The organism is Streptomyces toyocaensis (assembly GCF_000725125.1).
Classification (GTDB): domain Bacteria; phylum Actinomycetota; class Actinomycetes; order Streptomycetales; family Streptomycetaceae; genus Streptomyces; species Streptomyces toyocaensis.
The window spans coordinates 15712-35316 of record NZ_JFCB01000053.1 but is presented as its reverse complement, the minus strand read 5'-3'; the positions used below and the strand labels follow the sequence as shown (position 1 = coordinate 35316).

The window sequence follows — 19605 nt, the reverse complement described above, 5'->3', positions numbered from 1 at the left end:
GCACGACCGCCGGGCCCGGCTGGGAGGCGGTCAGGTAGTGCGCGGAGATGGTGAACGGGTCGGAGTGCGGCAGGGCGTCCGCGAGCGCGCGGCCCAGTACGGCCAGCAGGTAGCCGCCGTTGACGGCGTTGATGATCGTCCAGCCGGCGGAGAGGTCGATGTCGTAGACGCCGGGCTCCCGCTGGACGAGAGCGGTGTCCCGGTCGAACTCGCTGGCGCCGATCATGGCCCTGGTGGCCTGGGCGGAGGCTGCTTCTGGCATGGCTGAACAGTACAAGAAGACAATACTAAGCGGTAGCTTTGTTCGACGGGCGGTTGAACGACGCGAACCCGGTCCCCCTTTCCGCCCTCTATCCGGACATGAGCCTCACCGGGATCCCGTTCCTCTGCACTTTGGCCGTGCTGGCCGCCGTCGCCCTCGGAGTGCCGCTCGTCCTGTGGACGAGGGTGCGCGGTCCCCGGGCCGCGCGGGCCGCCGCCCGGGTGACGATGCTGCTGTTCGCCCAGCTCACGGCCGTGGCCCTGGTCTTCACCCTCGTCAACAACGCCAACCAGCTCTACGACGACTGGTCCGACCTGCTGGCCACCGGCGACCATGTCGAGCACGCCGCCGACCTCGGTGCCGACGGCACCGGCGGGATCACCGTGGAGCGGCTGCCCAAGGTCCGTCAGGCGTTCCGCACGGCGGGCGGGCCGGGCATGCGGGCGGCGGGCGGCGTCCGCGTCACCGAGCTGACGGGCCGTGTCTCCGGGGTGAGGGCCGAGGTGTACGTCTGGCTTCCCCCGCAGTACGACGACCCCGCCTGGCGCGACCACCGGTTCCCGGTCGTGGAGCTGCTCCAGGGCTACCCGGGTTCGGCGAAGGCCTGGTTCGGCACGCTGGACGCGCACGAGCAGCTCCACGAGCCGATGCGCGACGGCCGCGTCACCCCCTTCGTCCTGGTGGCGCCGCGCACCGCGCTGCTGCCCGGAGCGGACACGGGCTGCGCCAACCTCGCCGGCCGGGTGAACGCGGAGAGCTGGCTGAGCATCGACGTGCCGCGCATGGTCATGGACAACTTCCGCGTCCGGAGCGCTCCCCGGGGCTGGTCCGTCGCCGGGTACTCGGCCGGGGGACACTGCGCGACCCGGCTCGCCGTCGCGCACCCCGACCGCTTCCGCGCGGCGGTCAGCCTGTCCGGCTACAACGACCCGGCCGTCGAGCGCGCCTCGCTCACCGGGCGCGACCCGGCCCTGCGGGCGGCGGGCAATCCCCTCCGCATGCTGCGCGCGGCGGCCGCGCCGCCCCGGATCTCGCTCTACCTCTCGGGTCAGGAGCACGACGGGTACGAGGACGCCCTGGCCCTCGGGCGGGCCGCGAAGGCACCGACGCACGTCCAGGTGGTGAAGCTGCCGAAGAGCGCGGGCGGGCACACCATGGCGCTGTGGCGGCCGCAGGTGGTACCGGCCTTCCGCTGGCTGACCGAGGAACTGGGCGGGGACCGCGCGGCCGGCGGCGGGGCTACTCCTCCCGGACCGTCGAGCGACGGTGCCACGCCCGGGGCGCCCGCCAGTGGTAGCGCATCGCGAGGATCCGGAGGACGAAGGCCGTGAGCACGGCGAAGGTGCTGGTCATCGCGTTCAGCACGTCGTAACGCAGACACACCGCGACCATGGTGGCGCCGACGATGGCGGGGACCGCGTACAGGTCCCGGTCCCAGCGCAGCAGCGAGGGCACCTCGTTGGCGAGCACGTCGCGCAGCACGCCGCCGCCGACGGCGGTGGCCAGGCCCAGACAGGCGGAGGCGGTCAGGCCGAGCCCGTAGTCGTACGCCTTGGTGGTGCCGACGACGCAGAACAGCCCGAGCCCGGCCGCGTCGAAGACGTTGACGGCGACCTGGATGCGCTCCACGTGCGGGTGGAGGAAGAACACCAGGACGGTGGCGATCAGGGGCGTGAGGAAGTAGCCCAGGTCCGTGAAGGCCGCCGGCGGCACCGCGCCGATGACCAGATCGCGGAAGAGCCCTCCGCCCAGCGCGGTCACCTCCGCGAGTACGGCGATGCCGAAGACGTCGAAGTTCTTGCGGACGGCCAGCAGGGCGCCGGAGATCGCGAAGACGAAGATGCCGATCAGATCGAGCGTGTGCAGGACGGACGGACTGAACAGTTGCTGGAGCACCCGTACATTCTGACTCAGCAAGCACCCCTCGCCTTGCAAATCAAGGCGAGGGGTGCTGTGAGCTTGCTGTCCTCAGCCGCTAGACGGCCTTGTCAGCCTTGCCGGCCTCGTCGGCCTTCTCGGCTTTCTCGGCCTTCTCGGCCTCTTCGGCTTGCCCGGCCTCCTCGTCCTCCGGCTCGGGCGCTTCGGCCCCCTCCGGCTCGGGCGCCTCGGCGGCCTCGCCCGGCTTCCCGGCACTCGCCGCCTTCTCGGCCTGCTCAGCCTGCCCGGCCGCCTCCACCGCCGCTTCGGCCTTCTCCGCCGGCTCCGCGGCGTCGGTCTTCTCGGCGGTCTCCGCCTTCGTGCTCTCCTGCTCCGGCGGCCCCGCCTGCTCGGGCACCGTCGCCGCGGCGAGTTCCTCGGACACCGGAGCGTCCTCGACGCCCTCGCGCGTGGCCGGCACGACCTCTCCGGTGGTCCGCGCCAGCGTCCCGGCCGCGATCTCGTCGGCGAAGTGGCAGGCCACCCGGTGACCGCCGCCGACGTCCCGCAGCTGCGGACGCTCGGTCGAGCACCGCTCGGCCTGCGCCCACGGGCAGCGGGTGTGGAAGCGGCAGCCGCTCGGCGGGTTCGCCGGGGAGGGCAGGTCACCGATGAGCAGGATGCGCTCGCGCTGGTCCTCCACCTCCGGGTCCGGCACCGGTACCGCCGACATCAGGGCCTTGGTGTACGGGTGCTTCGGCTCGGCGTAGAGCGCGTCGCTCGGCGCCTCCTCGACCAGCGAGCCCAGGTACATCACGCCGATCGTGTCGGAGATGTGCCGGACCACGGCGAGGTCGTGCGCGATCACCAAGTAGGTCAGGCCGAGTTCCTCCTGGAGCTCCTCCAGCAGGTTGATGACCTGGGCCTGGACCGACACGTCGAGCGCGGAGACCGGCTCGTCGCAGATGATCACGTCCGGTTCGAGGACCAGCGCGCGGGCGATGCCGATGCGCTGGCGCTGGCCGCCGGAGAACTCGTGCGGGTAGCGGGAGAGCGCGTTGGAGGGCAGGCCGACCTTGTCCAGGATCGACTTGATCTTCTCCCGGCGCTCCTCCTGGTCCTTGCCGATGCCGTGGGCGACCATGCCCTCGGAGAGGATCGACTCGATGTTCTGCCGGGGGTTGAGCGAGCCCAGCGGGTCCTGGAAGACCATCTGCAGCCGGCGCCGGAAGCGGCGCATCTCCTCACCGGGCAGCTTCGCCAGGTCGGTGCCGTCGAGGACGACGGACCCCTCGGTGATGTCCACCAGCCGCAGCACCGACCGCCCGAGGGTGGTCTTGCCGCAGCCGGACTCGCCGACCAGGCCGTAGGTCTGGCCGGCCTCGACCTTCAGGGAGATCCCGTCCACGGCATAGACGTGGCCGACCGTGCGGTCGAACAGGAGACCCTTCTTGATGGGGAAGTGGACCTTGACGCCGTCCAGTTCGAGCAGGCTCATGCGGGGACCTCCTCGGCCTTCGCGTCGTCGAGTACGGGATTGACGCACCGCACCTGGTGACCGGCCGCGCGGGGCTCCGTGAGCTGCGGGGTGCCGGTCAGGCAGCCCATCTCGTACCGGTCGCAGCGGGGCGCGAAGGCGCAGCCGTCGGCCCAGGCGATGCGGTCGTTGATGGAGCCGCGGATCGGGTTGAGCGGCTCGCCCCGGGGAGCGTCCAGCCGCGGGATCGAGCCCAGCAGCCCGTGCGCGTAGGGGTGGGTCGGGTGACCGAAGAGCTCGCGGCGCCCGGCGGACTCCACGACCTTGCCCGCGTAGAGCACGTTGACCTGGTCGCAGAGACCGGCGACCACCCCGAGGTCGTGGGTGATCATCAGCAGGGCGGTGCCCTCCTGGTCCACGAGTTCCTTGAGCAGTTCCAGGATCTGCGCCTGGATCGTCACGTCGAGCGCGGTGGTGGGCTCGTCGGCGATGAGCATGCGCGGGGCGCAGGCCACCGCCATGGCGATCAGCGCGCGCTGGCGCATACCGCCGGAGAGCTGGTGCGGGTACTCCTTGAGCCGCCGGGTGGGGTCCGGGATGCCGACCCGGTCCAGCAGGTCGGCTGCCTCCTTGCGGGCGGCCTCGCCCTTCATCCCGCGGTGGCGCTCGAGGATCTCGGTGACCTGCACGCCGACCGGCACGACCGGGTTGAGCGAGGACAACGGGTCCTGGAAGATCATCGCCATCTCGCTGCCGCGCAGGTCGCGGCGGGCGGAGGCGCTCATCGTGAACAGGTTCGTGCCGTCGAAGTCGGCACGGCCGCCGATGGTGAGGCCCTTGGACGGGAGCAGGCCCATCAGGGCCAGCGAGGTGACGGACTTCCCGCAACCGGACTCGCCGACCAGGCCCACGACCTGGCCCTGGTCCACCTCGAAGGAGACGCCGTCGACCGCCCGGGACTCCTTGCGGCCGCGGCCGCCGAAGGTGACGGTCAGTTCGTCGACAGTGAGCAGAGACATGGTGGTTCAGCCCCTCAGCTTCGGGTCGAGGGCTTCCCGCATGGCCTCGCCGAGGAGGGTGAAGCCGAGGGCGGTGATGATGATGCCGACGGCGGGGTAGACCGCCATCATCGGCGCGTTGTCGAAGAAGCGCTGCGCCTGGGTGAGCATGACGCCCCACTCGGGGATGGCCGGATCGGGGTTGCCGAGGCCCAGGTAGGACAGCGCGGCCGCCTCGATGATCGCGGTGGCAAGGGAGAGCGTGGCCTGCACGATCACCGGGCTGAGCGAGTTGGGGATGATCTGCGAGAGCACGATGCGCCGCTTGCGCACGCCGAGGGACTTGGCGGCGAGCACGTAGTCCGCGCTGCCCTGGGCCAGCATGGAGCCGCGCAGCAGCCGGGCGAACACCGGGATCTGCACGACACCGACCGCGATCATCACCGTGGTCAGTGACTGCCCCATCACGGCGGCGATGGACACGGCCAGCAGCAGCGAGGGCATCGCCAGCATGATGTCGATGAAGCGCATGATGACGGAGTCGACGCGCCTGCCGGTGTCGCCGCCGAGGGTGGCGAAGGCGCCGGCGAGACCACCGATCACGAAGCCGATGATGAGGCCGATCAGCGTGGCGACGACGCCGACCAGCAGCGTCTGGCGGGCGCCGACCAGCATCCGGGAGAACAGGTCCCGGCCGAGGTGGTCGAGCCCGAACCAGTTCTCGCCGCGCGCGCCGACGAACTCGCCCCGGTTGGGGAAGACCTCGTTGCGCCACGTCTGGGCGGTAGGGGAGTACGGGGCGATGTAGGGCCCGACGATCGCGAGGACGACGAACAGGGCGATGACGACCGCGCCGATGATCGCCATCTTGCTGCGCTTGAGGCGCCGGAACGCCTCCCGCCACAGGCTGGCGCCGGTGCTGGTCTCCTTGGTCGCGGCCAGTTCGGCGAGGCGCTGGATCTTGTCTGTCTTGGTGGCGACACTCATGTCAGTGCACCCGCACTCTCGGGTCGATGAGGCTGTACGCGAGGTCCACCAACAGGTTGATCAGGACGTACACCAGCGCGATGAACATGATGAACCCGACGAGCACGGGGTAGTCGCGGGCGTCGATCGCGGTCCGGATGAAGGAGCCGATGCCTCCGAAGGAGAAGACCGACTCGGTCAGGACCGCGCCGGACAGCAGGGAGCCCGTGAGCAGGCCGACCGCGGTCACCACGGGGAGCATCGCGTTGCGCAGCACGTGCCGGCCGCGGACGACGCTCCGCTTGAGGCCCTTGGCCTCGGCGGTGCGGACGTAGTCCTCGTCCTGCACCTCGAGGACGCTGGCGCGGGTCATGCGCACGATGACCGCGAGCGGGATGGAGGCCAGGGCGACGGAGGGCAGGATCAGGTGGGTGATCGCGTTCCAGGAGGCGTCGAACTCGCCGGTGAGGATGCCGTCCAGGACGGCGAAGCCGGTCACGTCGGTGGCGTTGATGCCGGTGTCCTGGCGTCCGTAGCTGGGGAAGATACCGAGCTGGACGGCGAAGACCTGCTTGAGGATCAGCGCCAGGAAGAAGACCGGGATGCAGATGCCGACGAGCGAGCCGGAGACGGCGGTGACGTCGAGCCAGCCACCGCGGTTGCGGGCCGCGAAGTAGCCGAGCGGGACGCCCACGGCGACGGCGATCAGGATCGCGAGGAGGGACAGCTCCACGGTCGCGGGGAAGCGGAGGACGAACTCGTCCCACACCGGCTGCCCGGTCTGGGTGGACGTGCCCAGGTCGAGTTCGAAGATGCGCTTGAGGAAGCGCCAGTACTGAACGTAGACGGGCTGGTCCAGCCCGAGCGCACGGTTGATGCGCGCCACTTCGGCCTCGGTGGCTTTCTCCCCCAGGATCGCTGAGGCGGGACCACCGGGCAGCCGGTCGAGCCAGAGGAAGAGCAGAACCGACAGGCCGAGCAGCGTGGGTATGAGCTGGAGCAGTCTTCGTACGACGAGACGCAGCACCCCGCATGCCCCTTTCTTGCGTGATGTCTTACATGAATGGACCCGCCCGGCCGCCGAGTTGCGGCGGCCGGGCGGACCCCCCCGTTCTGGTTTTCCTGCCGATCAGGCGCTTACTTGAAGGAGGCCTCGGCGAAGACTTCCTGCGTCAGCGGGGAGACGTTCGGCGGGTTCACGTTCTTGGCGAAGGCGATGGCCGGCGGGGAGGAGGAGATCGGGACACCCGGGAGGTAGTCCATGATGGCCTCGTTGGCCTTCTCGTACGCGGCGGTGCGCTCGTCGGCCTTGCCCAGCTTCGAGCCGGCGTTCACGGCGTCGAAGACCTTCTTGTCCTTGAAGCCCCACTGCTTGTCGTACTCGGCGAACCAGGTGCCGATGAAGTTGTAGCCGTCGTTGAAGTCACCGGTCCAGCCGAGCATGTGCAGGGCGCAGGAGCCCGCCTCGGTGGCGTCCAGGTAGTCCGGGGCCCACTTCATGGCCTTGGGCTTGACGGTGATGCCGGCCTTCTCGAGGTCGGCCTTCATCAGCTCGAACAGGTCCTGCGGGGCAGGCATGTACGGGCGGGTGACCTCGGTCGGGTAGCAGAACTCGATCTGGAGCTTCTCCTCACCGGCCTTCTTGAGGAGGTCCTTGGCCTTGGCGGTGTCGAACGGGTACTTCGTGACGTTCTTGGAGTAGCCCGCGATCGTGTCCGGCATGAACTGGTCGGCGACCTTGCCACCCTCGGGCAGCTGGGTCTTGACCAGGTTCTCCTTGTCGATCGCCTGCGCGATGGCCTGGCGGACTTCCTTCTTCTTGAGCGCCTTGTTGGCGTTCTGGCTCATGCCCACGTAGAAGAGGTTGAAGACACCACGGGTCGGGACGACGTAGCCCTGGTCCTCGAGGGTCTTGACGTCGGCCGGGGCGACGAGGTCGTAGCCGTCGATGTCACCGGCCTGGAGCGCCTGACGGCGGCCCTCCTCGGTGTCGATGGTGCGGAAGACCAGGTTCTTGATCTTCGCCTTCTCGCCCCAGTAGCCGTCGAAGCGCTGAAGGGTGACTTCCTTGTTGCCCTTGTTCCACTTCGTGATCTTGTACGGGCCGGTACCGGCGACCGTGCCGGCCTCCTGGCTGTACTTGGGGTACGTGATGGCGTCGCCCTTGGCGGAGGCGTCCTGCTTCTTGTACTCCGCGAGGGCCTTCGGCGAGTGGATCGCGAGGGCGTTGAGGGAGAAGCCGCCGGGGAGGTTGGCGGAGGGCTTCTTGACCTCGATGACGGCGGTGTTCTCGTCCTTCGCGGTGCAGGACTTGTAGTTCGCCTCGGGCGTCTCCTTGTCCTCGTTCTTCGCGAAGCCGCCCATGACGGTCTGCCAGTAGTAGGAGACCGCGCTGGACTGGTAGGTGCCCGTCCAGTTGAACCAGTGGTCGTAGTTGGCGCAGACGGCCGCGGCGTTGAACGCCTCGCCGTCGTGGAACTTCACACCCTTGCGGAGGTTGAAGGTCCAGACGGTGCCCTTGTCGTTGCTCGACCAGGTCTCGGCGAGGCCGCCGACCAGCTTGGTGCCGCCGGACTCGTGCTCGAGCAGGGCCTCGAAGGCCTGCCGCGTCACGCGGAAGGTTTCACCGTCGCTCGCGAGGGCAGGGTCGAGGGAACCCGGGTCACCGGCACCGGCGAAGACGAAGGTGTCCTTCGCGCCGTCGCTCTTGTTGTCACTGTCCCGCTCGCTGGAGCAGCCCGTGGCAATCAGACCGACCGCCACCGCGGCCGTGATCGCCCGAGCGACTCGGGACTTGGTTATGCGCATATTGGGGCCACTCCGGGTCCGCTATGTGGATACATCTTGACCGGCCGAACACTACAGACGTTCGCAGGGAGTCAGGCAACAGTCCGGATAGCGGTGATACCTACCTGAGATCTGAACACTTGACATATGGGATGTGTCAGACACCCACCCGGCGAGTTTTGACGTCACGGACACGGAACGCGGACGCCGACGGCGTGTCGAGGCAACGCCCCGCGACGTGAAGAACGGGTGAAACCGCAGGTGACGCGTGACTGAGGCGTGGTCGCGGAGCGCGCATGGCCGGAAATGTGATGAGAAATCAGCGCCGGTCCGACGAGTACCCGGAGGGCGCCGGCAGACGTGTCCACCTGATGGACGCGGTGACGCTGAGTCAGCACCGGACGGCACCCGGCCGACGGACCGCTCCGCGACCGCGCGGGTTCCTCCCGGTCAGCCGTGCTGCGCGGGCGGATAGCCGTACCCCGGGGCGGGTGGCCGGCCGGCGCCGTGCGCCTCGCGGTCGTAGAAGGGACGGGCGTTGGCGCGCAGCCACATCGCGACCGGGTCGTGCTCGTCGGACATGGCGACGGTCGACACGGGCAGCCCGTCCGGGACCGCGCCGAGGGACTGCTGCATCATCGCCCGCACCGCGTCCACGGCGGGCGGGGAGGTGTCGTACACGTCCAGGCCGATGGCGAGGTAGGGGGCGCCCAGCGCGGGCTGCACCCAGGCGCGGCGCAGCGCGCGGACGGCCGGGGTGCGGTGGGCGTTCTGCGCGAGCAGGGCGTAGAACTGGGGAAGCTCGATGGCCGGTTCGGACAGCCGCAGCGGTCCGGCGGGCCGGCGGTCCAGCCCGCCGGCGATCCGGCGCAGGTCCAGCCAGGGGATGCCGAGGCCGCCGCCCGGGGCGTGCGGATTGAGCCAGAGGCCGTAGTGGTCGGGGTAGAGCGCGCGGGCCACTTCGAGCCCGTCGACCACCTCGTACGACCGGTTCCAGCCACTGGCCGACAACTCCTGGGCGGAGGTGACGCAGGGCGCGTAGCCGAGGCCGTCGACCTCCATGTTCCCGTACTGGGCGTCCGGCGAGCCGGCCTGGCCGTGCCACAGCAGCATCCAGACCTGGCCGGACGAAGGGGTCGCGAGAGCGCGCAGCAACGCCTCGTAGGCGTCGTAACGCCCGGGCGTCACCTGGCGCAGCATGTGCTCGACCTGCCCGGCCGCCGCGGTGCCAGCGCTCACTTTGTATCGCCCCTCCGTAACACACCTCACCAGCCAATGAACCTAGCGTAAGCCGAAGGCCTCCGACGGGCGGTGCCCCGCGCCCCTCCTCCGGGTCAGTGGCGGCGCTCGTAGAAAGGGCTGACCCTGGCGCGGAGCCAGTCGGCCACCGGGTCCTGGGCCACGTCGAGGAGGATCAGGTTGACCGGCCAGCGGACCGGGGTGCGGCCCAGGGCCCTCCCGAGGGCGTCCAGGGGAAGGGTGCGGGCGTCTCCCTCCCACTGGGAGAGTTCCACGCCGACGAAGAGGACCGGGGCCTCCGTCTCGATCGCGGCGAGGCAGCGGCGGGCGGTCGTCACCACCCCGGCGGCGTCGAACTCCTCCGAGGCCGCGCCGAGGAAGTCCACCGGGTCCTCCTGCCAGTCGGGCTCGAAGAGCCGGACCCGGCCGCCGGACGCCGGCCCGTCCAGCGGGGTGCGTCCGGCCCGGCACAGTTCGGCGACGGCGGCGGGCGGCAGCGGGGCGGCGACCACTCCGCCGGGGTTCACCGCGATCCCGGCCTGCGGCGGCAGACCACGGGCGAACTCCACGGCGGGCGCGACGGTGTACGACACGTGGGAGCCGACGACCTGCCGGAACTGCTCCTCGGAGCTGAAGACGGGGACGTAGGCCTGGCCGTCGAGCTCCACGGTGGGCAGGTCCAGCGGCCCGCTGTGCGGGCCGCCGCCGCCCGGCAGCGGGACCCAGACGAAGCTGCGGCCCAGCACCTCGATGATCCTGCTCCCCGCCGAGGGGACGCCGAGGGAGGCCGAGAGCACCTCCTCCAGTTCGTTGCCGGGCCATCCGCCGTGCGGATGGGTGTGCGTCCGGTCCGGGAAGTCCGCCGGGAAGTCCATCTGTCGCCTACCGCCTGCCTGGAACCACTGCTGTGGCTGAAAAGGCTATCCGGTCAGCCCGCGAAGCCGATCCGGCGCAGCCCGTCCGCCGCGTCCCGGTCGATCAGCACCACCGAGCCGCAGCCCGCCGGCACCCGGCCGCGCTCCACCGCGCGCAACAGCCGTTCGCTCGCCGCACGGTGGCGCAGGAAGGCGTAGCGGGAGACTCCGCGCCCGCGCTCTCGCTGGCCGGCCAGGGCCTGCTGGGGGGTGACGTCGAGCAGCAGCAGGTGCAGGCACGCCCCCCGGCGGCGGGCCTCGCGGGCCAGCCAGCGCCGCACCCAGGCCTGCGTGCCGCAGTCGTGGACGACGACCGCCTCACCGGCCCGCAGCGCGCGGCGCAGCCCGGCGTAGTGGGCCAGGCGGACCAGCGGGCGGTACACGGCGTACGGCAGCAGGCGCGGCATGCGGCGGTCCCAGCGGTCACGGGTGTCCTGGGAGTCGATCCGGGTGCCCCGCACCGCGCGCCGCATCAGCGTGGACTTGCCGCTGCCGGGCAGTCCGGTGACCACGACGAGGTCGCGGGGCCCGAAGAGCAGCGCGCGCGGACCGCGGCCGCCCCGTGCGCGCAGATCGCGGACGACGGGCGCCGGCAGCGCGCCGCGGGCCCGGCCGGCCCGGGCGGCCGGCCGAGGGGGCAGCGCGACGCCGGAGGTCGTGGCGCACGCCGTGGTCCTGTTCACCGTGATGGTCCTCCCCTGGGGTCAGGTACGAGTCCCGTCCCCGCCGAGTGTAAAGAGACGGTAATGCCAGGTGTCTCTCGTTTCCGTGCCTTTCGTGAAACAGGCCTGTCACAGCTCCCCGTGACCGAGCCCGCACATCCCGTGCACCCCAGGAAAGGGTCCCCCTGCCGGACGCCGCCGATGCGTGCAATGATGTGCGCGCCAACTGCATACCGGCCGTTTGAATCCGCGCGGGAGAGTCCCCGGCACCATGTGCCGCCGGGGCGCCGAAGGAGCAAGTCCCTCCCTTGAATCTCTCAGGCACCGTTACCGCGCGGGCGAGGCACATCTGAAAAGCGGGCCGCTGCAGCCGTACTCCAGTGGCTCCACCCAAGGTGCAAGCCGTGGCTCCTCCCCTGTGCGGGCGGTCATGGCGAACCTCTCAGGTTCCGATGACAGATGGGGAGGACACCTCGCCCGTCATGCCTTTGGGAGACCGACCGATGAGCAGTAACGAACCTCGCCGTACCGCGCTCGACGCCCTGCACCGGTCGCTCGGCGCGACGATGACCGACTTCGCCGGCTGGGACATGCCCCTGCGTTACGGCTCCGAGCGCGACGAGCACAACGCCGTGCGCACCAGGGCCGGCCTCTTCGACCTCTCGCACATGGGCGAGATCACGGTCACCGGGTCACAGGCGGCCGCCCTGCTCGACCACGCGCTGGTGGGCAACATCGGTGGCGTCAAGCCCGGCCGCGCCCGCTACACCATGATCTGCCGAGAGGACGGCGGCATCCTGGACGACCTGATCGTCTACCGGCTCGGCGAGACCGAGTTCATGGTCGTCGCCAACGCCTCCAACGCGCAGACGGTGCTCGACGCGCTCGTCGGGCGTTCGGCCGGCTTCGACGCCGAGGTCCGCGACGACCGTGACGCGTACGCGCTGCTCGCCGTGCAGGGCCCCGAGTCGCCCGCCATCCTCGCCTCGCTCACCGACGCCGACCTGGACGGCCTGAAGTACTACGCCGGTCTGCCCGGCACGGTCGCCGGTGTCCCCGCGCTCATCGCCCGCACCGGCTACACCGGCGAGGACGGCTTCGAGCTGTTCGTGAAGCCGGAGCACGCGGTCGAGCTGTGGCAGGCGCTGACCAAGGCCGGTGAGGGCGCGGGTCTGGTCCCGTGCGGGCTGTCCTGCCGTGACACGCTGCGCCTGGAGGCGGGCATGCCGCTGTACGGGAACGAACTGAGCACCTCCCTGACGCCTTTCGACGCCGGTCTGGGCCGGGTGGTGAAGTTCGAGAAGGAGGGCGACTTCGTGGGCCGCGCCGCCCTGGCCGAGGCCGCCGAGCGCGCCGCCGCGGAGCCTCCCCGCGTCCTGGTCGGCCTGGTCGCCCAGGGCCGCCGGGTGCCGCGCGCCGGGTACGCGGTCGTGGCGGGGGGCGAGGTGATCGGCGAGGTCACCTCCGGCGCCCCCTCCCCCACGCTGGGCAAGCCGATCGCCATGGCGTACGTCGACGCCGCGCACGCCGCCCCCGGCACCGAGGGCGTCGGCGTGGACATCCGCGGCAGCCACGAGCCGTACGAGGTCGTGGCGCTGCCGTTCTACAAGCGGCAGAAGTGACACCGTCGCAGCAGAAGTGACACCGTCGTAGACGGCTTTCCGCGCGTGTGAAGTGAGCACGTCGTGCCTGCTCACGGGCGCCGTACGCAGTCCCCCCAGTCATCCGTCATCCCCCCCGTACAGGAGAATTCAGGCCATGAGCAACCCCCAGCAGCTGCGTTACAGCAAGGAGCACGAGTGGCTGACGGCCGCCGAGGACGGCGTGTCGACGGTCGGCATCACGGAGCACGCGGCCAACGCGCTCGGCGACGTGGTCTTCGTCCAGCTCCCCGAGGTCGGTGACACCGTGACCGCGGGTGAGACCTGCGGCGAGCTCGAGTCGACCAAGTCGGTCAGCGACCTGTACTCCCCGGTCACGGGCGAGATCACCGAGGTCAACGAGGACGTCGTGAACGACCCGTCGCTGGTGAACTCCGCCCCCTTCGAGGGTGGCTGGCTGTTCAAGGTGCGCGTCACCGACGAGCCGGCCGACCTGCTGACCGCCGCCGAGTACGACGCCCACATCGCGGGCTGAGGAGCCGTAGCCGCATGTCGCTTCTGAACACGCCCCTGCACGAGCTCGACCCGGCGGTGGCCGCCGCGGTCGACGCCGAGCTGCACCGCCAGCAGTCCACCCTCGAGATGATCGCCTCGGAGAACTTCGCCCCGGTCGCCGTGATGGAGGCCCAGGGCTCGGTCCTCACCAACAAGTACGCCGAGGGCTACCCCGGCCGCCGCTACTACGGCGGCTGCGAGCACGTCGACGTGATCGAGCAGATCGCCATCGACCGCGTCAAGGAGCTCTTCGGCGCCGAGCACGCCAACGTGCAGCCGCACTCGGGTGCCCAGGCCAACGCGGCCGCGATGTTCGCGCTGCTCAAGCCCGGTGACACGATCATGGGCCTGAACCTCGCCCACGGCGGGCACCTGACCCACGGCATGAAGATCAACTTCTCCGGCAAGCTCTACAACGTGGTCGCGTACCACGTCGGCGACGACGGTCAGGTCGACATGGCCGAGGTCGAGCGGCTCGCCAAGGAGAGCAAGCCCAAGCTGATCGTCGCCGGCTGGTCGGCGTACCCGCGGCAGCTGGACTTCGCCGCGTTCCGCCGGATCGCGGACGAGGTCGGCGCCTACCTCATGGTCGACATGGCGCACTTCGCTGGGCTGGTGGCCGCGGGCCTGCACCCCAACCCGGTGCCGCACGCCCACGTGGTGACGACCACGACGCACAAGACCCTCGGCGGCCCGCGCGGCGGTGTGATCCTCTCGACGGCCGAGCTGGCCAAGAAGATCAACTCCGCGGTGTTCCCGGGACAGCAGGGCGGTCCGCTGGAGCACGTGGTCGCCGCCAAGGCGGTCGCCTTCAAGGTCTGCGCGTCCGAGGAGTTCAAGGAGCGCCAGCGCCGCACCCTGGAGGGTGCCCGCATCCTGGCCGAGCGCCTGGTCAAGGACGACGTCAGGGCCGTGGGCGTGGACGTGCTGTCCGGCGGCACGGACGTGCACCTGGTCCTGGTCGACCTGCGCGAGTCCGAGCTGGACGGGCAGCAGGCCGAGGACCGTCTCCACGAGGTCGGCATCACGGTCAACCGCAACGCGATCCCGAACGATCCGCGCCCGCCGATGGTCACCTCGGGTCTGCGCATCGGCACGCCCGCGCTGGCCACCCGCGGCTTCACGGCCGAGGACTTCACCGAGGTCGCGGACGTGATCGCTGAGACGCTGAAGCCGTCCTTCGACGTGGAGTCGCTGCGGGCCCGGGTGACGGCACTCGCCGAGAAGCACCCGCTGTACCCCGGTCTGACGTAATTTCGTACGCTTTCCGTCGTACGGACGTCCGGGGCATCGCGCACACTGGGTCGGGTGGGCGCGGTGCCCCGCACCACGACATGCGGAGACGATCCGTCTCCTCCGATCCTTCGAACCACCCCTCCCGGTGGACAGCGCCGTCCGCCGAACCCTTAGGAGTCCTCCCGTGGCCATCTCGGTCTTCGATCTGTTCTCGATCGGCATCGGCCCGTCCAGCTCGCACACGGTCGGCCCGATGCGGGCGGCCCGGATGTTCGCCCGGCGGCTGCGCAACGAGGACCTGCTGGACTCGGTGGCCTCGGTGCGGGCCGAGCTGTACGGCTCCCTGGGCGCCACCGGGCACGGCCACGGCACACCCAAGGCCGTGCTGCTCGGCCTGGAGGGCGACTCACCGCGCACGGTGGACGTGGAGTCCGCCGACGAGCGGGTGGAGAAGATCAAGGACGGCGGCCGGATCCGGCTGCTCGGCGAGCACGAGATCGCCTTCTCCTTCGACGACGACATGGTGCTGCACCGCCGCAAGGCACTGCCGTACCACGCCAACGGCATGACGCTGTGGGCGTACGACGCGTCCGGCGCGGAGGTGCTGAGCAGGACCTACTACTCGGTGGGCGGCGGGTTCGTCGTGGACGAGGAGGCGGTGGGCGCCGACCGCATCAAGCTCGACGACACCGTCCTGAAGTACCCCTTCCGCACGGGCGACGAGCTGCTGCGCCTCACCGAGGAGACCGGCCTGTCGATCTCCGCCCTGATGCTGGAGAACGAGCGGGCCTGGCGGACCGAGGAGGAGATCCGCGAGGGTCTGCTGGAGATCTGGCGCGTGATGCGGGCCTGCGTCGACCGCGGCATGTCCCGCGAGGGCATCCTGCCGGGCGGCCTGAAGGTCCGCCGCCGCGCCGCGAACACCGCCCGCAAGCTCCGCTCGGAGGGCGACCCGCAGGCCCTGGCCATGGAGTGGATCACCCTCTACGCGATGGCCGTGAACGAGGAGAACGCGGCCGGCGGCCGGGTCGTCACGGCGCCGACGAACGGCGCGGCGGGCATCATCCCGGCCGTCCTGCACTACTACATGAACTTCGTGCCCGGCGCCGACGAGGAGGGCGTGGTCCGCTTCCTGCTCGCCGCGGGCGCGATCGGCATGCTCTTCAAGGAGAACGCCTCCATCTCCGGGGCCGAGGTCGGCTGCCAGGGCGAGGTCGGCTCCGCCTGCTCGATGGCGGCGGGCGCGCTCGCGGAGGTGCTGGGCGGCTCCCCGGAGCAGGTGGAGAACGCCGCCGAGATCGGCATGGAGCACAACCTCGGACTGACCTGCGACCCGGTCGGCGGACTGGTGCAGATCCCCTGCATCGAACGCAACGGCATGGCCGCGGTGAAGGCGGTCACGGCGGCGCGGATGGCCATGCGCGGCGACGGCTCCCACAAGGTGTCCCTGGACAAGGTCATCAAGACGATGAAGGAGACCGGCGCGGACATGTCGGTCAAGTACAAGGAGACGGCCCGGGGCGGGCTGGCGGTGAACATCATCGAGTGCTGAACGGGGTGCCGCGTGGCGTCGACGACCCGCTGGGCAGATGCGTCGCGGACTTTCCCAGCGGGTCGTTCCTGAAGGCAAGGGCCGGGGCCGCCCGGCCGCCGTCCTAGCCCTTGAACTCCGGCTCGCGTTCCGGGGAGGCCTCCGCGAGGGCCTCGGTGACGGCGTCGACGCCCGCGCGCAGGCCGTAGACCGGGGTGCCTGGCTGCTGGCGCCAGGAGTCGTCGATCCCGCCCGCGTCCACGGTGTCGAAGCCGAGCTCGTCGATCAGGGCCCGGACCTTCCGCTTGGCCGCCTCGTCGTCGCCGGCGACGGGCAGGGCCATCCGGTCGGGGGCGCCGGCCGGCCGGTGGCGGTCCAGGATGTCCTGGGCGTAGGTGCCGTTGAACGCCTTGATCACACCGTGGCCGATCCGGCGTTCGGTCCAGCGGCTCTCGGTGATGCCCTCGTCCTCGATGCCCGCGATCCTGCCGTCCCGCTGCTGCGGGTAGTAGTTGCCGGTGTCGATGACGGCCACGCCCTCCGCGGCCTCCTCGAACAGGCCGGACGGCAGGTCCGGGACGGCCTTGAGGGGGACGGTGACGACCACGACCTCGGCGCCGCGCGCCGCCTCCTCGGCCCGGACGGGCCTCGCGCCGGTCTCCTCGGCGAGTTCCTTCAGGGTGTGGGGGCCGCGGGAATTGGCGACGGAGACGTCATGGCCGAGGGCCGTGAGCCGCCGCGTGAGGTTCCCGCCGATGTTGCCCGCTCCGATGATGCCGATCTTCATGTCCGCTCGCCTCGCCCTTCCGGGGATCGGTGGTCGACTCCGGTCCCCTGCGGGAACCGCCGTGACCGGCACCAACCGCGCGGAAGGGCGGGCTATTCCGGACCTACTTGTTCAGGTGCGCCCGGAACTCGTCGAACGACAGGACCTTGTCGCCGTTCAGGTCGCGGGACTTGATGAGGGCCTCCGCGACCGCCTCGGTGACGTTCCAGTCCCCGCCCTGGGCCAGAGCGGTCTTGAACTCGGCAGCGGTGATGAATCCGTCCCCGTCCGTATCGATCCGCTCGAACTGCTTGCGCGCTTCCTCGATGTCCGCCACCGATCCGCCCCTCATTCTTGTGCTGTGCGTCGTACTGACGCAGGTCAGATTATCGGGCCGCCCAAGACCCCGGTGCGGCGACCACCCACCTGCTCGACGGCGGGAAGTCCGGTGCCGTCCTCGATCAGGTCTGGGAGTCTGGGCCTTCCAGCGGGTGGAGACTCGAGGAGCGAGGGTGACGGGAACTCTGCGGGACATTCTCGACGCGGCGGCACGGGGCGTCTTCCCGGCGGCGGACGGGGGGACGACGGTGGTGGCCCAGCCGTCGGAGCGGGACGCGGGGGTGCTGGCGTTCACCGCGCACTCCGTCGTCTTCACCGACGAGGACCCCGCGTGGGTGCGGCGGACGCTGGCGTCGGCCGGCTGCGACGCCCTGGCCGCCACCATGAACGTCCGTTTTCTGGCCGCCTTCCTGGAGCGCACCGGGCGGCGGACGGACACGATCGACGTCATGACGGTCGCGTCCGGGCTCGCGGACGCTCCGCCGCTCGCGCTCACGGAGATCGGCGACCCGGACCACCCCCGGGTGAGGAGCGCCCTCGGGCGGCGCGACGACGTACGGGTATGGTCGGTGGACGGGGGCGTGCTGGTGCTGGGGCGCGGCGTCGCGGGGCGGCTCGAGGTCGCGGTGGAGGTGGCGCGGGAGGCCCGGCACCGGGGTCTGGGACGGCGCCTGGCACTGGCGGCGCGGCACCTGTCCGGGGGCGAGCCGGTGTGGGCGCAGATCTCCCCGGGCAACGCCCGCAGCATGCGGGCGTTCCACGCCGCCGGGTACCGGCCGGTCGGCTCCGAGGCGCTGTTCCTTCCCGGCTGACGGAGGCGGCCGGGGACGGGCCCTCAGCGGTCCGCGACGCGCATCTCGAACCAGGTGGTCTTGCCGCGGGGCAGCAGATCGACGCCCCAGCGGTCGGCGAGGTGATCGACGAGGAAGAGGCCCCGGCCGCTGACGTCCAGCTCCTGCACCGGCATGAGACAGGGCAGCCCCCGGGACGGGTCGCGCACCTCGACACGGATCCAGCCGCGCCGGTGGCGCATGCGGAGGCCGAAGACCCGGGCCCCGGTGTGGCGCACGGCGTTGCCGACCAGTTCGGAGACGAGCAGGACGGCGTCCTCGGCGGTCGCGGCGGTCAGGCCCCAGTGACGCAGGACGACGACCTGGACGAGCCGGCGGGCGGTGGCGGCGGACTCGGGACGGGACGGCAGCACAGCCTCTGCCTCCGCCGGGTTTCCGAACAACTCCAGTGCCCTCAGGGCGCGTTCGTCCTCGACCGTCGGCGACCAGCGCGACGCGGTCGCACGTCCGTCTCCCCGCGGCTGTTCCATGTCCTCCAGCCCCGCCATGCCCCCATCATGGCCGCGCGCCGGGCCCGCCGGGGCCGTTCCGGGGGAACACGCCCCCCGTGCGGCCCCCTCCGGCACCGGGCCCCCGGCATGTGCGGGTGGCACTCCGGGGTCACCGAAAAACCGTCCCAACTGCGGGAACGGCTCGCTCTCTGGCAATCGACGGGCTCCCTCGACACGAGCGGCTTCAGGGTGCCCTCAGGCTCCCACAAACCGCCCCATCGAGGGACCCGGATGAGACATCGCGTCAATTGCAAGATGCCGGAGAGGATTTCATGCGGTCGTCACAGGAACTTCGCCTTGCCGGGGCCCTCCTCGACGAAGCTGCGCATCCCCCGCTCCCGGTCCTCCGTGGCGAACAGGCCCGCGAACCAGTTGCGTTCGACGGCGAGGCCGGTGTCGATGTCCGTCTCCAGGCCGGTGTCGACCGACTCCTTGGCCGCCCGCAGCGCGATCGCCGGGCCCTGGGCGAGCTTCGCGGCCCATGCGTGCGCCTGGGCGTAGACCTCCTCGGCGGGGACCACGCGGTCCACCAGGCCGAGCGTGAGCGCCTCGTCGGCCCGGACCTGCCGGCCGGTGAAGATGAGGTCCTTGGCCCGGGAAGGGCCGATCAGCCGGGACAGCCGCTGGGTGCCGCCCGCGCCCGGGATCAGGCCGAGCAGGATCTCGGGCTGGCCCAGCTTGGCGTTCTCCCCGGCGATGCGGTAGTCGGCGCAGAGCGCGAGTTCGCAGCCCCCGCCGAGCGCGTAGCCGGTGACGGCGGCCACGACCGGCTTGGGGATACGTGCCACGGCGGTGAAGGAGTCCTGCAGGGCACGTGACCGCACGACCATTGCCGCGTGGTCCATGGCCTGCATCTCCTTGATGTCCGCGCCCGCCGCGAACACCTTCTCGCCGCCGTAGATCACCACGGCGCGCACGTCCTCGCGGCGCGTGGCCTCCTCGGCGAGTTCCTTCAGCCGGTCCTGCGTGGCGACGTCCAGCGCGTTCATGGGCGGGCGGTCCAGCCGCAGCGTGCCGACGCCCTCGGCGACTTCCAGATGTACGGTCATGGCAGCAGGTTAACGGTGACTAAC

The 19605-nt window shown here is 70.8% G+C and carries 20 protein-coding genes and 2 riboswitches; of the genes, 6 read left to right on the top strand and 14 right to left on the bottom strand.

Features of this window, described 5'->3' with window-relative positions; genetic code table 11:
• A partial coding sequence (locus BU52_RS31755; RefSeq protein ID WP_167343557.1) for a thioesterase family protein occupies window positions 1–262 on the bottom strand: 262 nt, incomplete at its 3' end.
• Window positions 263–360: 98 nt separating this feature from the next.
• Between BU52_RS31755 and BU52_RS31750 the strand changes: the two genes are divergently transcribed.
• The gene (locus tag BU52_RS31750) at window positions 361–1593 is read left to right on the top strand and encodes an alpha/beta hydrolase (protein WP_037941089.1); all 1233 of its coding nucleotides are present in this window, start codon (window positions 361–363) and stop codon (window positions 1591–1593) included.
• Here the strand turns inward: BU52_RS31750 and BU52_RS31745 are convergent.
• From BU52_RS31745 to BU52_RS31705, 9 genes are all read right to left on the bottom strand, one after another.
• On the bottom strand, window positions 1502–2158 hold the full coding sequence (locus BU52_RS31745) for a trimeric intracellular cation channel family protein (RefSeq protein WP_037941087.1): 657 nt from the start codon (window positions 2156–2158) through the stop codon (window positions 1502–1504). The genes BU52_RS31750 and BU52_RS31745 overlap by 92 nt on opposite strands.
• 79 nt (window positions 2159–2237) lie before the next feature.
• Window positions 2238–3617: an ABC transporter ATP-binding protein gene (locus BU52_RS31740; protein WP_037941085.1), complete on the bottom strand. Its 1380-nt coding sequence runs from the start codon at window positions 3615–3617 to the stop codon at window positions 2238–2240.
• Complete coding sequence (locus BU52_RS31735; RefSeq protein WP_037941084.1) at window positions 3614–4615, bottom strand: ABC transporter ATP-binding protein; 1002 nt, start codon at window positions 4613–4615, stop codon at window positions 3614–3616. Before BU52_RS31735 ends, BU52_RS31740 begins: the two co-directional genes overlap by 4 nt.
• A gap of 6 nt (window positions 4616–4621) precedes the next feature.
• Window positions 4622–5581 (bottom strand): ABC transporter permease, encoded by a 960-nt coding sequence (locus BU52_RS31730; RefSeq protein ID WP_037941082.1) that lies wholly within the window; start codon window positions 5579–5581, stop codon window positions 4622–4624.
• A 1-nt stretch (window position 5582) separates the two neighbouring features.
• On the bottom strand, window positions 5583–6587 hold the full coding sequence (locus BU52_RS31725; RefSeq protein ID WP_037941081.1) for an ABC transporter permease: 1005 nt from the start codon (window positions 6585–6587) through the stop codon (window positions 5583–5585).
• Between the two features lie 110 nt (window positions 6588–6697).
• Window positions 6698–8368 carry an ABC transporter substrate-binding protein gene (locus BU52_RS31720; protein ID WP_037941080.1) on the bottom strand — a complete coding sequence of 557 codons (1671 nt, stop codon included), beginning with the start codon at window positions 8366–8368 and terminating at the stop codon, window positions 6698–6700.
• A gap of 429 nt (window positions 8369–8797) precedes the next feature.
• Window positions 8798–9586: an enhanced serine sensitivity protein SseB C-terminal domain-containing protein gene (locus BU52_RS31715; RefSeq protein ID WP_037941079.1), complete on the bottom strand. Its 789-nt coding sequence runs from the start codon at window positions 9584–9586 to the stop codon at window positions 8798–8800.
• 95 nt (window positions 9587–9681) lie between these two features.
• Window positions 9682–10461, bottom strand: a complete 780-nt coding sequence (locus BU52_RS31710) for an enhanced serine sensitivity protein SseB (RefSeq protein WP_037941077.1) — start codon at window positions 10459–10461, stop codon at window positions 9682–9684.
• Between the two features lie 53 nt (window positions 10462–10514).
• Entirely contained in the window at window positions 10515–11183 is a 669-nt protein-coding gene (locus BU52_RS31705; protein WP_037941075.1) for an AAA family ATPase, read from the bottom strand.
• A 221-nt stretch (window positions 11184–11404) separates the two neighbouring features.
• A riboswitch (glycine riboswitch) is annotated at window positions 11405–11505 on the top strand.
• Window positions 11506–11631, top strand: a riboswitch (glycine riboswitch).
• A 34-nt stretch (window positions 11632–11665) separates the two neighbouring features.
• Here BU52_RS31705 and gcvT point away from each other — a divergent pair.
• The 4 genes from gcvT (at window position 11666) to BU52_RS31685 (ending at window position 16106) form a co-directional block, all read left to right on the top strand.
• Window positions 11666–12784: a glycine cleavage system aminomethyltransferase GcvT gene (gene gcvT / locus BU52_RS31700; protein ID WP_037941073.1), complete on the top strand. Its 1119-nt coding sequence runs from the start codon at window positions 11666–11668 to the stop codon at window positions 12782–12784.
• Window positions 12785–12920: 136 nt separating this feature from the next.
• Window positions 12921–13298 (top strand): glycine cleavage system protein GcvH, encoded by a 378-nt coding sequence (gene gcvH / locus BU52_RS31695; RefSeq protein ID WP_037941071.1) that lies wholly within the window; start codon window positions 12921–12923, stop codon window positions 13296–13298.
• A gap of 14 nt (window positions 13299–13312) precedes the next feature.
• Window positions 13313–14572 (top strand): serine hydroxymethyltransferase, encoded by a 1260-nt coding sequence (glyA, locus tag BU52_RS31690; protein ID WP_037941070.1) that lies wholly within the window; start codon window positions 13313–13315, stop codon window positions 14570–14572.
• Window positions 14573–14738: 166 nt separating this feature from the next.
• Window positions 14739–16106 (top strand): L-serine ammonia-lyase, encoded by a 1368-nt coding sequence (locus BU52_RS31685; protein ID WP_037941069.1) that lies wholly within the window; start codon window positions 14739–14741, stop codon window positions 16104–16106.
• Window positions 16107–16209: 103 nt separating this feature from the next.
• On the opposite strand, the gene BU52_RS31680 is transcribed toward BU52_RS31685, so the two are convergent.
• Window positions 16210–16899: an NADPH-dependent F420 reductase gene (locus tag BU52_RS31680; RefSeq protein WP_407702086.1), complete on the bottom strand. Its 690-nt coding sequence runs from the start codon at window positions 16897–16899 to the stop codon at window positions 16210–16212.
• Window positions 16900–16975: 76 nt separating this feature from the next.
• Entirely contained in the window at window positions 16976–17188 is a 213-nt protein-coding gene (locus BU52_RS31675; protein WP_037941067.1) for an EF-hand domain-containing protein, read from the bottom strand.
• A 175-nt stretch (window positions 17189–17363) separates the two neighbouring features.
• Here BU52_RS31675 and BU52_RS31670 point away from each other — a divergent pair, with 175 nt between their 5' ends.
• Window positions 17364–18002, top strand: a complete 639-nt coding sequence (locus BU52_RS31670) for a GNAT family N-acetyltransferase (RefSeq protein ID WP_037941065.1) — start codon at window positions 17364–17366, stop codon at window positions 18000–18002.
• Between the two features lie 23 nt (window positions 18003–18025).
• Here BU52_RS31670 and BU52_RS31665 read toward each other — a convergent pair whose 3' ends face one another.
• Both BU52_RS31665 and BU52_RS31660 read right to left on the bottom strand, forming a co-directional pair.
• On the bottom strand, window positions 18026–18634 hold the full coding sequence (locus tag BU52_RS31665) for an ATP-binding protein (protein ID WP_078903554.1): 609 nt from the start codon (window positions 18632–18634) through the stop codon (window positions 18026–18028).
• 179 nt (window positions 18635–18813) lie between these two features.
• Window positions 18814–19581 (bottom strand): enoyl-CoA hydratase/isomerase family protein, encoded by a 768-nt coding sequence (locus tag BU52_RS31660; RefSeq protein WP_037941060.1) that lies wholly within the window; start codon window positions 19579–19581, stop codon window positions 18814–18816.
• Window positions 19582–19605: the final 24 nt, after the last annotated feature.

Coding starts and splice junctions, on each gene's coding strand:
- BU52_RS31750 (WP_037941089.1), top strand. CDS start 361: ATGAGCCTCACCGGGATCCCGTTCCTCTGCACTTTGGCCGTGCTGGCC.
- BU52_RS31740 (WP_037941085.1), bottom strand. CDS start 3,617: ATGAGCCTGCTCGAACTGGACGGCGTCAAGGTCCACTTCCCCATCAAG.
- BU52_RS31735 (WP_037941084.1), bottom strand. CDS start 4,615: ATGTCTCTGCTCACTGTCGACGAACTGACCGTCACCTTCGGCGGCCGC.
- BU52_RS31730 (WP_037941082.1), bottom strand. CDS start 5,581: ATGAGTGTCGCCACCAAGACAGACAAGATCCAGCGCCTCGCCGAACTG.
- BU52_RS31720 (WP_037941080.1), bottom strand. CDS start 8,368: ATGCGCATAACCAAGTCCCGAGTCGCTCGGGCGATCACGGCCGCGGTG.
- BU52_RS31710 (WP_037941077.1), bottom strand. CDS start 10,461: ATGGACTTCCCGGCGGACTTCCCGGACCGGACGCACACCCATCCGCAC.
- gcvT (WP_037941073.1), top strand. CDS start 11,666: ATGAGCAGTAACGAACCTCGCCGTACCGCGCTCGACGCCCTGCACCGG.
- gcvH (WP_037941071.1), top strand. CDS start 12,921: ATGAGCAACCCCCAGCAGCTGCGTTACAGCAAGGAGCACGAGTGGCTG.
- glyA (WP_037941070.1), top strand. CDS start 13,313: ATGTCGCTTCTGAACACGCCCCTGCACGAGCTCGACCCGGCGGTGGCC.
- BU52_RS31660 (WP_037941060.1), bottom strand. CDS start 19,581: ATGACCGTACATCTGGAAGTCGCCGAGGGCGTCGGCACGCTGCGGCTG.